Below are 14,431 nucleotides of genomic sequence, written 5' to 3'. Positions count from 1 at the left end.
AATCTACTTTTTTGTACAAACAACCTGGTTCCGATATTTCACACTGATGGTTCGATACTTGTTCCAACCCAGATTTTTAAATCCTTGTTGGTATACTTCTTTTAAGTTTCTAAATTTCACAACAAAATCATCCGGTGTCCCAAACTCTATCAGGTAATCACCAACCTGTGGCAACAGCAGTAACTCGCCATTGGCCTGAACAAAAACCTGCTCAATTTGAGCTCTCCAAAAATCATCCTTATTCACAAAATCGGCCATTTTTAGCAAATTCTTCTGTATCTCCGGATCAGCAATGGGTCCCGAAGCAATCATAATCCGCTCAACATATTTTGGCGATGTCGGAATTTTATTTCCCTCCATATCCATATAGTAGTCATCTGTCGAATTTTTGATCCGGATAATTGGGGTTCTCTCATCCAAACTAACCACCAATTTTCCCTTGAACGACAAACCTTTGGATTCGACCTTTTTGAAAACCTGCACATTAGCCAGCGACGAAGATGAGTTTAATGCAGTCTCCACTAAATTGATATTAATCTTCGAAAGCCTGTTTCCAATAATCATTTCACCCGATTTTTCAATCATATTCGCAATCTCGGTTTCGTCAAGAAATTTTGGAGAATTCGGATTGATATTCACTACAATTTCCTGACACCTCACGGCTTCGCGCTCCATGTAAGCGTAGTAGATTGTAAATCCGATAGCTCCTACCAGACACACCCAACCCAAAATGATCAATATCTTTTTAACGATCCTCATACTTCAACAATTGCCCTTTTACCGGTTCAACCAGCGTGTCAATATCGCCTGCGCCCATCATGATTATTATTCCCGGTTTAAATGTGGCAGCCAGTTTTACCAATTCTGCCTTGGCACACAATCTTTTGTTTGTATTTTTCAATTGTTTAAAAATCAAATCCGAAGTCACGCCTTCCATCGGTAACTCACGTGCCGGGTAAATATCGAGCAGCACAATTTCATCCAAAAGATCTAAACTCTTAGCAAACCCATCAGCAAAATCGTTGGTGCGGCTGTATAAGTGCGGCTGGAATACGCCCGTCAACGTCCGGTCTTTATAAATGTCGCGAACCGATTGAATGGTTGCGCGAAGTTCTTCGGGATGATGCGCATAGTCATCAATCAGTACAAAGTTTTCGTTTTTCAGGTGAATGTCGAACCGGCGTTTAACACCAGCATAAGTTGCCATTGCACCACGAATTTCTTCCGCAGAAACACCCGCCAAAAGTGACAATGCAGATGCTGCCACCGCATTTTCAACATTCAGCAATCCCGGATAATTCAGCACCAGTTTTTCGATGGTACGTTCCGGAATTTTCAGGTCGAACTGATAATAGCCATCTTTCAATTCAATATTAACTGCACAAAAATCAGCAGTTTCAGTAATTGAATACGAATAGGCTTTGTATTTGGATGAAGGATCAGTACCCAACGGAAGTCCCTTTTTATGAACCAACGCCCCACCCTCTTTAATATTTCCGGCGAAAAGCTTAAAACTTTCGATCACTTTTTCGTGCGTTCCGTAAATATCCAAATGATCGGCATCCATAGAGGTAATCACTGCCAGTTCAGGTTTAAGGTGCAGGAACGAACGGTCGAACTCATCGGCTTCAGCAACAATCCACTCGCTGCCTGTATCGTCAAGTAAAAGGTTGGTTTTATAATTTTTAGAAATTCCACCCATAAAAGCAGCGCAGCCTTTGGTCGATGACTTCAGAATGTGCGCAGTAATAGTCGACACAGAGGTTTTACCATGCGTTCCGGCAACCGCTATCGTTCGTTTGCTGTTGCAGATAATGCCTAACACTTCAGCACGTTTATGTATTTCAAAGCCGCGACTAATCAAAGTTTTCAATTCTTTGTGAGTGGCTGGTACTGCCGGTGTATAAACAATCAGCGAATCAGCTAAATTCAGATTGACTGGCAGCATAGCCGGATCGTCGTTGTAATGCACAGCAATTCCTTCGGTTTCAAGGGCAGCAGTTAATTCGGTAGCAGTGCGATCGTAACCAGAAACAGCGATGCCCTGACTCGCAAAATAACGTGCCAGAGCGCTCATTCCAATTCCCCCGATTCCGAGGAAATACACTTGCTTTATGTCGGTAAATTTTAACATTCTATTTTTATTTCTTTTTTTCATTCCATTCATTCCGTCCGAAAGGAGACCTTCACTCTTTTTATTTTTATCGTGCGGACGGGGTGCCTCCGGTTTTTTCTTTCCCCCGGGTTGAAACCCGGGGCTATTCATATTTCGCTCCTACGGAGCTGAACTCATTTATTTTTATCCCCTCAACCCGTTGGCTAAAGCCAACGGCAAAGGATATAGCCAGATCAATATTCGTTTTACTTCTGACTTCTGACTTCTGACTTCCGACTCTCAACTACCTCCAGAATCACATCTACAATTTCTTTGGCAGCATTAGGTTTTGCTAGTTTCCTGATGTTTTCGGAAAGGCTGTTTAACCGCTGTTTATCAGCCAGCAATTTAAAGGTCTCTGGCCATAATTGTTCTTTCGAATCGGCATCTTTTATCAACAAAGCGGCCTGATTTTCAACAAGTGCCATTGCATTTTTGGTCTGATGGTCCTCGGCCACATTGGGCGACGGCACCAAAACCGATGGTTTGCCCAACAGGCAAAGCTCCGAAATGGTACCTGCACCAGCTCTTGAGATGACTACATCAGCCACTGCATAAGCCAAATCCATCCTTGACACGAACTCCATCGCTTGAAGATTCTTAGGACAATTGTCGCCCAATCGCTCAAGCATCTCTTTATAATAGTAGCTTCCTGTTTGCCAAACAACCTGAGCATCAGACTCCCGAATCAGCTCCAGATTAGCCATTACACTTTCATTCAGCGTGCGTGCTCCCAAACTTCCGCCAACAAGCAACACTACCGGTTTTCCAGCAATCAGTTTGAAATATTCGTAAGCCTCTGTTTTATTAACTACCGCATCAATCAGATTTTTGCGAATCGGATTACCAGTAACCACAATCTTTTCAGCCGGGAAATACCGTTCCATGTTTGGGTACGCCACGCAAATTTTATTCACCTTCGAGGCCAGTAATTTGTTGGTTACCCCCGCATACGAATTCTGTTCCTGAAGTACAGCCGGAACGCCTTTGCGAACGGCAGCCTTCAATACCGGTCCACTGGCAAAACCTCCCACTCCGATTGCCACGTCAGGGCTAAAGTCTGCAATTACTTTATTGGCCAAACGCATACTCTGGAATAACTTCCAGAAGAAAGTCAACATTTTCAGGGAGGGTTTCCGTGGAAAACCAACGACCGGCAAACCAACAATGCGGTAGCCAGCAGCCGGAACACGTTCCATTTCCATTTTTCCAAGAGCGCCTACAAACAGGATTTCAGTTTCAGGCAAACGTTCCTTGATCTCGTTGGCAATGGAAACAGCCGGGAAAATATGTCCCCCGGTTCCTCCCCCACTTACTATGACTTTTAACTTTTTCATACTATAATGCCTGATCTTCATTTTGCGTTTCACCAACAGCTGGTTGTTCTGCCTGAGAGGATTTTTCGGCCAGGACTTTATTTTTTTGATTATTCGCGCTCACTGCCAGAATAACTCCGAACGAAGCTGCAGTAAACAACATCGACGAACCTCCCATACTTACCCACGGCAAAGGCTGCCCGGTAACTGGAACGGCACCCACCGAAACGGCCATGTTAATGAATGCCTGAAAGGTCATCAGCAAAACCAAGCCGGTAACCATAAAAGCCGGGAATGTTCGTTCGCACCGACGAACGATAATTACTCCCCGGAATAATAAAATAAGGTAAAGCAAGGCCAGAAAAGCACCTCCGACAAAGCCATATTCTTCAATAAAAATGGCATAAATAAAGTCGTTATAGCCGGCTTCCATGTAGTTACTTACTTCACTGTTGCCCGGGCCTTTTCCCAATACGCCACCCTCAAAAATTGCCAGACGGGCATAATCGGCCTGAGTTGTTCCATTTACTGCATTGTTATCGCCATGAACAAAGTCGTCGATACGTCCTTTAACGGTAGCGATACGTCCGGCTTTTCCAATACTATCAGGGAAAGCAGTCGCTGCCCCATAGATTAGAAATACAGCCACAATACCGGCTCCAACAAGTGATAAAATATATTTAAACGAAACACGTGCAATCAACATCAGGATTAGAATAGTAACAAATACAAGCGCTGCCGTAGAGAAATTGCTCATGAAAATCAGGAAACAAACCACTCCGGAAACTCCAGTAATCCAATAAAATGCTATTTTAAGTTCTTCTTCGGTGCGCTGAGCTTTTGATAACAGTCGCGCCGCATACATGATCAGTGAAATCTTCGCCAACTCGGCCGGCTGAAAGCTAAAGAACGGCATATTCAACGAACGAGACGTTTCCTTATTATCGGCACTTCCCGTTAATTTATACTGAATGATGGCTAAAATCAAGGTGAATATGGTAATCCCAATCAGCACAGGAGATATTTTAAAATAAAGCGTAACCGGTAAAACATTCACCAGGAAAAGCATAATTCCAAATCCCACCAGGATAAACAAGACCTGTCTGATCAGGTAATACATGGTATTCCCGTTTGCTTCGCGATAGGCCAGTTTCCCCGTTGCACTGTACACAATTACCAATGAAATCAGTGATAAAAAGATCAATATCACCCAAAGCGTTAAATCCCCCTTAAATATTTTAGCCAGTCTGCCTGCCATTTTACAATTCCCTTACTGCCTGTTTAAACTGATGACCGCGGTCCTCGTAATTTTCGAATAAATCGAAACTTGCACATGCCGGTGAAAGCAAAACGGTATCGCCATTCTTAGCCAGAAAATAGGCCGAACGAACAGCATCTTCCATCGATTGCGTTTCAACCATATCAATTCCAAGGGTTTTAAAGGCTTCCAGAATTTTTGAATTGTCAACTCCAAGGCAAACGATAGCTTTTACCTTCGATTTAACCAATTCGAACAACTCCGAATAGTCGTTTCCTTTATCAATTCCCCCGACAATCCAAACCGTCTTCTGCGTCATACTTTCGAGCGCATACCAGGTTGAGTTGATGTTCGTAGCTTTTGAGTCGTTGATGAACTCAATGCCATGAACTTTCAAAAACCGTTCGAGACGATGTTCAACTCCTTTGAAATCGGCCATGCTCTCACGAATTTTTTCATTCCTGATGTTCACTGCCTTTCCTGAAATACCCGCAGCCATCGAATTGTAGGTATTGTGGCTCCCCTGTAATGCAATATCTAAAATAGACATAGTAAAAATATTTTGTTCCCAGTTAATAATCATGTTGTTATCAATAATTCCAGCGCCTTCTGCAGGTGGAACACCCAATCCGAAAGGAATACATCTGGCGCCCAGTTTCCGTTTCGACATTTCAAGCTTCACTACCGGATCATCAGCGCAATAGATGAAAAGATCATCGGCAGTCTGATTTTGCGCAATCCTGAATTTCGAATCCACGTAGTTCTGCATTTTATAGTCGTACCGATCCAAATGATCGGGGGTGATATTCAGCAAAATGGCAATGTCGGCTTTGAATTCGTACATCCCGTCCAACTGGAAACTGCTCAATTCAATCACGTAGTAGTCGAAATTCTGTTCTGCTACCTGCCAGGCCATGCTTTGTCCAACATTTCCGGCCAAACCCACATTTAAACCCGCTTTCTGAAACATGTGATAGATCAGCAGTGTGGTAGTAGTTTTTCCGTTGCTTCCGGTAATGCAAACCTTTTTTGCTGAAGTATATCTTCCGGCAAATTCGATTTCAGAAATAATAGAAACTCCCTTTTCTTTCAGTTTCTTAATCAGCGGCGCTTTATCCGGAATACCAGGACTCTTAATAACCAAATCCGCATTTAATATTTTCTCTTCCGTATGTTGGCCTTCTTCAAAGTCGAACTGACGATCGGTCAATTCTTTTTTGTATTTGTCTTTGATCGTTCCAAGGTCAGATACAAACACGTCGAAGCCCTGCTTGCGCGCCAGAATGGCTGCACCTACTCCACTTTCGGCGGCTCCTAATATGACTGCTCTTTTATTCATTCTCTTATCGCATTTTTAAGGTTACGATCGTCAATACCGCCAGGATAATCCCGACGATCCAAAAACGGGTCACAATTTTTGGTTCAGGTATTCCCTGTTTCTGAAAATGATGATGGATCGGACTCATCAGGAAAACACGGCGACCTTCGCCATATTTCCGTTTGGTATATTTAAAATAAGCTACCTGAATAACTACCGAAAGATTTTCGATTACGAAGATTCCGCACAAAATCGGAATCAGGATTTCCTTCCGGATAATAATGGCAAAAACGGCCAGAATACCACCCAACGCCAAACTACCGGTATCGCCCATGAACACCTGTGCAGGGTATGAATTGTACCAGAGAAACCCGACGGTTGCTCCGATAAATGCGGAAATAAATACGGTCAACTCGCCCAAATTCGGAATGTACATAATGTTCAGGTAATCGGCATAAATGACGTTACCGCTCACATAGGCCAGAATCCCCAGAGTTGCCCCGCTAATGGCCGAAGTCCCGGTTGCCAGCCCATCAATTCCATCAGTGAGGTTGGCTGCATTCGAAACTGCGGTAATGATCAAAATAATGGCCAAAGCATAAACAATCCAGCCCCAATTCCTGGCATTTTTACCAAAAAAAGCCACAAACGTGCCGTAACTCAACTCATGGTTTTTCATGAATGGAATCGTCGTTCTTGTCGATTTAACTGCCTTTGTCACATGTTGCAATCGCTTCTGACCGGTAATACTGTCGGTCACCATTTCTTTCACAAACATTCCGTTGACATCGACAACCCTCTGGCGAACCACTACATCGTCTGAGAAATACAAGGTTGCGGCAACTATAATTCCCAAAGAAACCTGTCCTAAAATCTTGAACTTTCCGGCCAATCCTTGTTTATCTTTCAGGAAAACTTTGATGTAATCATCGGCAAACCCAATCAAACCAAGCCAAACCGTGGTGATGATCATCAGGATAATATAGACATTATTGAGCCGGGCAAACAAAAGTGTCGGAATAAGGATCGAAGCCAAAATAATGATTCCTCCCATTGTCGGTGTACCTTTTTTCTGCATCTGACCCTCAAGTCCCAGGTCGCGAACTTCTTCGCCAATTTGCTTGCGCTGTAAAAATTTGATCAGCTTTTTCCCAAACCCGATGGTAATCAGCAACGATACAATAATCGCCGCCCCCGACCGGAAAGAGATGTATTGAAACATTCCCAAACCTGGAACATCATAATCCTTTAAAAGCTGATACAGGTGGTAAAACATGGTTATCTATTTTTAATTATTTCCAAAAATCTCGTTAATCACTTCTTTGTCGTCGAAATGATATTTCACTCCCTTTATTTCCTGATAGTCTTCGTGACCTTTCCCTGCAACCAAAATAATGTCGCCGGGTTTAGCAAGCATACAAGCCGTTTTAATGGCTTCTTTGCGGTTCACAATCGACAAAACTTTGTGCTTTTGATGAGCCTCAATGCCAGCTTCCATGTCGGCCAAAATTTGTTCAGGCTCTTCCGAACGAGGATTATCTGAAGTCAGGATTACTTTATCGCTTAGGCGGACAGCTTCCTGCGCCATTTCCGGACGTTTCGTTTTATCGCGGTCGCCACCAGCACCAACTACTGTAATTACCTGTTCGTTCCCAGTTCGTATTTCAGCAATTCCGGATAAAACATTCTGAATGGCATCGGGAGTATGCGCATAATCAACAACAGCATATTTCCCTTCCGGCGAACGAAGAATTTCGAAACGGCCTGAAACAGGACGCAATTCACTCAGAATCCGAAGTATCTCGTCGCGGTCAACACCCAAAAGAAGGGTAGCGCCCATAACAGCCATCAGGTTACTTGCATTGAAAACACCAGTAAAATGCGTCCAAACTTCCTGACCATCAATACTCAGGAGCATTCCATCGAAATGTTTTTCGAGCACTTTGCAATGGAAGTTGGCCAACGACCGAAGCGAATAGGTTTGCTTTGCTGCCTTCGTATTCTGAAGCATCACCATTCCGTTTTTATCGTCGGCGTTGGTCAAAGCAAAAGCGGTTGAAGGAAGCTGATCAAAAAATTTCTTCTTTGCTTTCAGGTATTCAGCAAAAGTTTTGTGGTAATCCAGGTGATCGTGCGTCAGGTTGGTGAAAATGCCTCCATCGAAATCAATTCCGCTAATCCGATCCTGATCGATGGCATGCGAACTAACCTCCATAAAGCAATATTCACATCCGGCATCAACCATTTTAGCCATCAGCTCCTGAATCTGCAACGCATCAGGTGTGGTGTGCGTGGCATGAAATTCATCCTCGCCAACGTAATATTTTATGGTCGAAATTAATCCGACTTTATATCCAAGTAAGCAGAAAGTCTTGTAAAGAAGACTGGCAATCGTTGTCTTCCCATTGGTTCCGGTAACTCCAACAACCTTTAAATTGGTTGATGGGTTATTGTAAAAGGCCGCGGCCATTTTCCCGAAATTGATTTGGGTATTTTCAATTTTTACCAATACCACACCCGAAGGGAAATTTTCCGGAACATCTTCACAAACCACAGCGACAGCACCCAACTGTATCGCTTTGGCAATATATTGATGACCATCAACGTGTGTTCCTTTAACAGCAACAAACAAATCGCCAGCTTCAACCTTTCGCGAATCGAACTGAATACTGCGAACCTGAACAGATAAATCTCCTCTGGTTTCGAGCAACCCTATGCCTGCAAGTATATCTTTTAACGGTTTCATTGCTGTTATTTTTTAGGTTGAACTGTATTTGTTTTTTTCTTTTTATCTGCTGCTTTTTGTGCTGCAACTTTTGCCTTCCATTTGGCAATTGCTTCAGGACTTGCCTTTGGTTTTTCTGCGCTTTTCTTCGTTGCACCCTTCGCCTCCTGAGCTTTCTGAGCTGCAACCTTTGCCTTCCATTTGGCAATTGCCTCAGGACTTGCCTTTGGCTTTACTGAACTTTTCTTAGTTGCATTCTTTTCTTCCAACGCCTTTTGAGCAGCTACTTTTGCCTTCCACTTATCAATAGCCGCCTGATTGGGCTTTGCTGTGGAAGTCTTACTAGTTTTGGAACCTGTAGTCGATTTCTTCTCTACCTTTGGATTCACCACTTCAGGAGCAATCTCCGGCTGTGCAGTTTTTTGAACAGGAACAGGAATAAATGCCGCGGCCTGAATGGAATCGATTTTATTTAAGCTATCCTTTTTCACGATTTGAAGGTCATCGAAACCCAATTCGAGCGAAACTGCATCTCCTTTAGCTGCCGGCGTTCCCGGAACAGGCGATTGCCTGAAAACCCGACCGAAACCACTCATGTCGGCTTTCAAACCGGATTGTTCAAGCAAATAAACCGCATCGCTGGCTCCCATTCCGATAACATCAGGGATAATACCAGGCGTGTCGTTAACTCCATTAATAAATACTGTCATCGAATCGTTGGTGACAGCCACACGCTGTGCGGTCATATTTTGTTCCTGATTTTTAAATCCAAGATCTTTGGCAAGCAGCATCACATCGTCTTTCAAGCCCGGTTTGACCTGTGGAACTTCGTTGTATGGTGGAATTGAATCTTTTGCAGGTTCGAGATATGCAGCATAAACTTTATCGGCAATGCCGCGGAATACCGGACCTGCAACCGAACCTCCGTAGAAAGCTCCCTGCGGACCAACAATAACTACAATAATGCTGTATTTCGGATTATCGGCGGGGAAATAGCCACAAAATGAAGCCTGATATTTTTTGGCTCCACCGCTGGTATAACCCTTATTTTCGTTGGCAATAACAGCAGTTCCCGTTTTGCCGGCAATAGTATAATACGGATTACTCAGACTTTTGCCGGTTCCCCGTATACAAACGCCTTTTAACATATCCTGAGCTTTGCCAAGCGTTGTTTTTGAACAGAGCATGGGATTGATGACTTCAGTCTGAAACTTTCGGACAGGAATTCCGTCTTCTCTGATTTCTTCGATGAATTTTGGCTTAACCATTACTCCATTGTTGGCAACAGCATTGTAAAAAGTAAGCGTTTGGATCGGAGCAATTTTGATTTCGTAACCATGCGCAATCCAGGCAAGAGAAGGTCCCCACCAATCAGGATCGGTAGGATATTTGATCCGGGGCTCGGCTTCTCCAAGAAATCCAAGACCCAGTTGCTTGTTCAAACCAAAACTATAAATACGGTCGATAAATTCTTTTTCTTTGCCTTCATAGTATTTGCAAATAATCTTCGCAGTTCCAATGTTTGAAGAGAGTTCAAATGTTCTTTTCAGACTGATCAATCCATGGCCTCCATGATCGTAATCACTGTCTTTCATCTTCTGCCCTTTATACTCCCAGATACCGCGACCCGTATCGACAAGTTCAGATGTATCGGCATAACCTGCATCCATCGCAGCGATGAGCGACATCAGTTTAAAAGTTGACCCAGGTTCGCTGCAACCCGCATGGCCAAAGGCAAAATTGTAAGTCTCGCCATAAGTGCCGTCCTTTTTGAGACCCATATTAGCAATTGCCTTGATGTTACCGGTTTTTACTTCCATCACAATAGCTGTCCCCCACTCTGCCTGGCTGACCTCCATTTGTTTCCCCAAAGCTGTTTGGGCATAATCCTGAAGATTAACATTGATCGTTGTAATCACGTCTTTGCCTTCTTTGGGTTCGACCAATGGAGTATTAATCCAATTTCCGGAGAAATTACGCTTAAGAGCAAGCCCGTTTATACCTGCCAGATAATTTTCAGACAGACCTTCAACACCGGTAAATCCAACGTTTCCGTGAACGCCACCAAAAGCCCCTTTATTTAGCACACCAATGGTGCGGCTTGCCAGATCGCCGTGAGGCAGGATCCGTCGGTTTTCGGTTACGACAATAAGCCCGGACCCGAAATAGCTCTTCGACATGGTTTTCAGCAATTTAAATTCCTGAAATTTATTGTGATCAATTTCTTCCGGATTGATCAAAAACCACCTGTTCTTCTTGTCGTAAGCAGCCCGTACACGGCTGCGGAAATCGGTTTTGTCAACTCCAAAGAAAGCCGAAAGCTCATCGACCATCTGTTCTGAAGATTTATCGAATACTTGCTGGATCCGGGGCGCCATCATGTCCATGCGGATTTCGTAATAGGGAACCGAAGTCGATAAAATACTTCCATCGTCGGCACAAATATTTCCACGTTTAGCCCAAATCTCGGTGGTATTGCTTCTCAGGTCTTTGGCAATCTCCTGCCATTTCTGGGTATCCACATTCTGAATAATTAGAATCCGGCCAATTATAACAAGTCCGAAGATGGCAATCGCAAAATACACGATGCCAAATCGTAAGGTTATAGCTTTCCTGATTTCCATTATTTAGTCTCCATTTTTTTTACCTTGATCCGTTTAGGCGGTTCTATCGGTTCTATCAAATCTATTTTCCTTTCAATCACCCTTCTGGTCACTTCCGAAGGACGATTGATGTACATCAGTTCCGTTTCATGTATCACCGACTCTGATTTATATTCTTTAAGCGAATCACGCACCATTTCCATTTGCCGAATGGTCTTTTCAGTGATATATCGGTTGGTGATTAAACCAATTCCCAACAGCGCAAGGAAAATCACAAAAGGTATTTGCTTGGTTACCTTCTCGCTCGACAACGCGCTGCCAACCAGAATACTCTTTAATCCGGCTGTCGAAATTCGCTTCTTGCTATTTTCTTTCTTCTCTGTCATGCGTTCTTTTCTGCAATTCGCAATTTGGCACTGCGAGCCCGTGGATTCCGCTCGATCTCCTCTTCGTTCGGTACGATAACTTTGCGATTTATAGCTACCAAAGGAGACTCAACATTTCCAAAAAAGTCCTTTTCCTGTTTTCCTGAAAAGTCGCCCGATTTGATGAAATTCTTCACCATGCGATCTTCCAACGAATGGTAAGTAATGACCACCAACCGGCCACCTGGCTTCAATAATTGTATGCTTTGCTCCAGAAATTCGTGCAATACATCCATTTCCTTGTTGGTTTCGATGCGCAAAGCCTGAAAAACCTTAGCCAGATATTTACTTTCCTGAAATTTCGGCACACATGGAGCGATTGACTCTTTAAACTGCTCAATGGTTTTAATCGGTTTCGAATCGCGGGCAAACACCAACTGTTTGGCCAATCGACCGGCATTATCGATTTCGCCATATTCGCGAAACATTGTCCGGAGCTGGTCTTCGGTAAACGTATTTACAATATCAGCGGCACTTTGCGTCGAATCGCGGTTCATTCGCATATCCAAATCGCCATCGAAGCGAAACGAAAAACCTCGCTCTGCCACGTCAAAATCGTGCGACGAAACGCCCAAGTCGGCCAAAATACCGTCAACCTGTTCAACATCGTAATACCTTAAAAAATTTCGGATGTATTTAAAATTGTGCCTGATGAAGAAAAATCGTTCGTCGTGAATGATATTTACTGCAGCATCTTCGTCCTGGTCAAAAGCAAAAAGGCGTCCGGTTTTAAGCCGGCTAAAAATTTCGCGCGAATGACCACCGCCACCAAAAGTAACGTCAACATAATCGCCATTCGCCTTAATTTCCAGTCCGTCGACACTTTCGGCCAACAAAACAGGTACATGATATTCTCTTTCCATTAGTCCAATTCTTCGCCACCGAATTTCTGCTCATATGAATCATCACATTCAGTTAAAGATCCGGCATAGCTTTGATATTCATTTGCATCCCAAATCCGCAACCGCTCTAGCTGACCAGTAAAAACCACTTCTTTTGTAATCCCGGCAAATTCAAGAAAATTTGCAGGAACCGTAAACCGGCAATTTTCGGGTACCGCAATTATTCGGCATTTCCGCAAAATTCCATCGAGAATTTTGCTGTGTTCCCGATTATTTAAATTCAATTTCGACCTGAATTTTAAAATACGTTTCTCCCACTCATCCATGGTATAAACGTTCAAGCACTTTTCATACCTGTCAATTTCGATGGCCAATTGACCACCGGGAACGTTACCACCCATCTGATTTTTATAATCGGCTGGTAACACTACTCGTCCTTTCTCATCGAAAGTTGCTCGTATTTCTCCCGAAAAAATTAACATTTGAAGCTTTTAAGATTTACATGTAAAAGTAATAAAATTCAAAATACATCGGTCTATTTAAGTCTATTTAAGTCTATCTAAGTCACTATAATTATGGTAATATAAACACATAAATTGTTTATAACTTGTTTGTAAAAGCAACAACGCGTAATTAACAATTTTATTTTCAGGATCTTAAAACTTATTAACAATTCAAAAATCAGTTAATAAATCGTTTCAAAGCCGCAAAAGTAATAATCAAAAGCAACTTCGAAAGTATAAAAAGCCAAATGTTGATAAACTTTTAAGATGACAGCATGGAGCGATCAGGCATCAATCTCGACTCAGAAATTAAGTGCAATCCAGAAACTGTTTACATTTATTTTATATTTTCGGCTTCATTTTAACGATCAGCAATGGATTTGGAAAATCAGGAACCGGTAAAGCCAATTAACATTAAGGAGATGTTCCTTAAAAAGAATCCGAAGCTTGCTAAAAAGCTTCCGGGATTTGTTTACCGGTACATTAACCGCATCATGCACATTGACGAAATCAATGAACTGTTGGCCAATCATGGCAACGAAAGAGGGATTGAATTTGCACGCAGCATGGTCAAACATTTCAATGTTCACGAAACGATAAATGGAATAGAAAACCTTCCAACTTCGGGGCGTTTCATTTTCGCATCGAACCATCCACTGGGAGGATTCGATGCTCTGCTAATTTTATGCAACATCGATCGCTTAATGGGTGAAACGATTACGTTGGTTAATGACGTACTGATGAGCATCCCCCAATTAACTCCGATTTTTGTTCCTCTAAATAAACATGGTGGCCTCAGCAAAGATGTGATCAAACAAATTCATGAGGCGTATTCATCCGACAAACAAATATTGATTTTCCCCTCCGGATTTGCATCAAGGCGAATCAAAGGAACAATTCAGGACTTCGAATGGAAAAAGCATTTCATTGCCAAATCGATTGAATACCAGCGTGATGTCATTCCAATTCACGTTAGTGGTAGAAATTCAGGCTTTTTTTACTCCCTGGCTAATTTCAGAACCTTTTTCAAGATGAAATGGAACCTCGAAATGTTTTACCTGGCCGACGAAACTTTTGGGCATAAAAATCAAAAATTTACTATCACTTTTGGCAAGCCAATACCCTATACTCATTTCGATAAAAGTAAAACTTCAGACCAATGGGCCGCCGAAGTCAGGGACATTGTGTACAAATTACCAAATCAACTGTATAGCCAACATTAATCAAAGGAAAAAATCATTTCTTATGGATTTTTTTTAGTTTTGTAGCTCTAAAAATTCAGACAA

12 protein-coding genes are annotated in these 14,431 nt (G+C 42.7%); 1 reads left to right on the top strand and 11 read right to left on the bottom strand.

Going from position 1 to position 14,431, the window contains the following annotated elements; genetic code table 11:
- Positions 1-3: 3 nt before the first annotated feature.
- The 11 genes from AQPE_RS14235 to AQPE_RS14185 form a co-directional block, all read right to left on the bottom strand.
- Positions 4-759, bottom strand: coding sequence for a cell division protein FtsQ/DivIB (locus AQPE_RS14235; RefSeq protein WP_318347167.1), 756 nt, complete (start codon positions 757-759; stop codon positions 4-6).
- Entirely contained in the window at positions 746-2,266 is a 1,521-nt protein-coding gene (gene murC, locus AQPE_RS14230; protein WP_318347166.1) for a UDP-N-acetylmuramate--L-alanine ligase, read from the bottom strand. The genes AQPE_RS14235 and murC overlap by 14 nt, the downstream gene beginning before the upstream one ends.
- Positions 2,267-2,361: 95 nt before the next feature.
- Positions 2,362-3,492 carry an undecaprenyldiphospho-muramoylpentapeptide beta-N-acetylglucosaminyltransferase gene (gene murG, locus AQPE_RS14225; RefSeq protein WP_318347165.1) on the bottom strand — a complete coding sequence of 377 codons (1,131 nt, stop codon included), beginning with the start codon at positions 3,490-3,492 and terminating at the stop codon, positions 2,362-2,364.
- Position 3,493: 1 nt separating this feature from the next.
- Positions 3,494-4,729 (bottom strand): FtsW/RodA/SpoVE family cell cycle protein, encoded by a 1,236-nt coding sequence (locus AQPE_RS14220; RefSeq protein WP_318347164.1) that lies wholly within the window; start codon positions 4,727-4,729, stop codon positions 3,494-3,496.
- A gap of 1 nt (position 4,730) precedes the next feature.
- Positions 4,731-6,068, bottom strand: a complete 1,338-nt coding sequence (murD, locus tag AQPE_RS14215; protein ID WP_318347163.1) for a UDP-N-acetylmuramoyl-L-alanine--D-glutamate ligase — start codon at positions 6,066-6,068, stop codon at positions 4,731-4,733.
- A 4-nt stretch (positions 6,069-6,072) separates the two neighbouring features.
- The gene (gene mraY / locus AQPE_RS14210) at positions 6,073-7,323 is read right to left on the bottom strand and encodes a phospho-N-acetylmuramoyl-pentapeptide-transferase (RefSeq protein ID WP_318347162.1); all 1,251 of its coding nucleotides are present in this window, start codon (positions 7,321-7,323) and stop codon (positions 6,073-6,075) included.
- A gap of 12 nt (positions 7,324-7,335) precedes the next feature.
- Positions 7,336-8,793 (bottom strand): UDP-N-acetylmuramoyl-L-alanyl-D-glutamate--2,6-diaminopimelate ligase, encoded by a 1,458-nt coding sequence (locus AQPE_RS14205; RefSeq protein ID WP_318347161.1) that lies wholly within the window; start codon positions 8,791-8,793, stop codon positions 7,336-7,338.
- 5 nt (positions 8,794-8,798) lie between these two features.
- Positions 8,799-11,396, bottom strand: a complete 2,598-nt coding sequence (locus AQPE_RS14200) for a penicillin-binding transpeptidase domain-containing protein (RefSeq protein WP_318347160.1) — start codon at positions 11,394-11,396, stop codon at positions 8,799-8,801.
- Positions 11,396-11,761 (bottom strand): FtsL-like putative cell division protein, encoded by a 366-nt coding sequence (locus tag AQPE_RS14195; RefSeq protein ID WP_318347159.1) that lies wholly within the window; start codon positions 11,759-11,761, stop codon positions 11,396-11,398. Before AQPE_RS14195 ends, AQPE_RS14200 begins: the two co-directional genes overlap by 1 nt.
- Entirely contained in the window at positions 11,758-12,663 is a 906-nt protein-coding gene (gene rsmH, locus AQPE_RS14190) for a 16S rRNA (cytosine(1402)-N(4))-methyltransferase RsmH (protein WP_318347158.1), read from the bottom strand. Before rsmH ends, AQPE_RS14195 begins: the two co-directional genes overlap by 4 nt.
- A complete protein-coding gene (locus AQPE_RS14185) occupies positions 12,663-13,124 on the bottom strand; it encodes a division/cell wall cluster transcriptional repressor MraZ (protein WP_318347157.1) in 462 nt (153 codons plus the stop codon). The genes rsmH and AQPE_RS14185 overlap by 1 nt, the downstream gene beginning before the upstream one ends.
- Before the next feature lie 395 nt (positions 13,125-13,519).
- On the opposite strand from AQPE_RS14185, the gene AQPE_RS14180 reads away from it, so the two are divergent.
- On the top strand, positions 13,520-14,368 hold the full coding sequence (locus tag AQPE_RS14180; RefSeq protein ID WP_318347156.1) for a 1-acyl-sn-glycerol-3-phosphate acyltransferase: 849 nt from the start codon (positions 13,520-13,522) through the stop codon (positions 14,366-14,368).
- The last annotated feature ends 63 nt before the right edge of the window (positions 14,369-14,431 follow it).

The organism is Aquipluma nitroreducens, from assembly GCF_009689585.1.
In the GTDB taxonomy this organism is placed as follows: Bacteria; Bacteroidota; Bacteroidia; order Bacteroidales; family Prolixibacteraceae; genus Aquipluma; species Aquipluma nitroreducens.
Note: the sequence above shows the minus strand (reverse complement) of the source record. Positions and strands in the feature narration are given on the sequence as shown.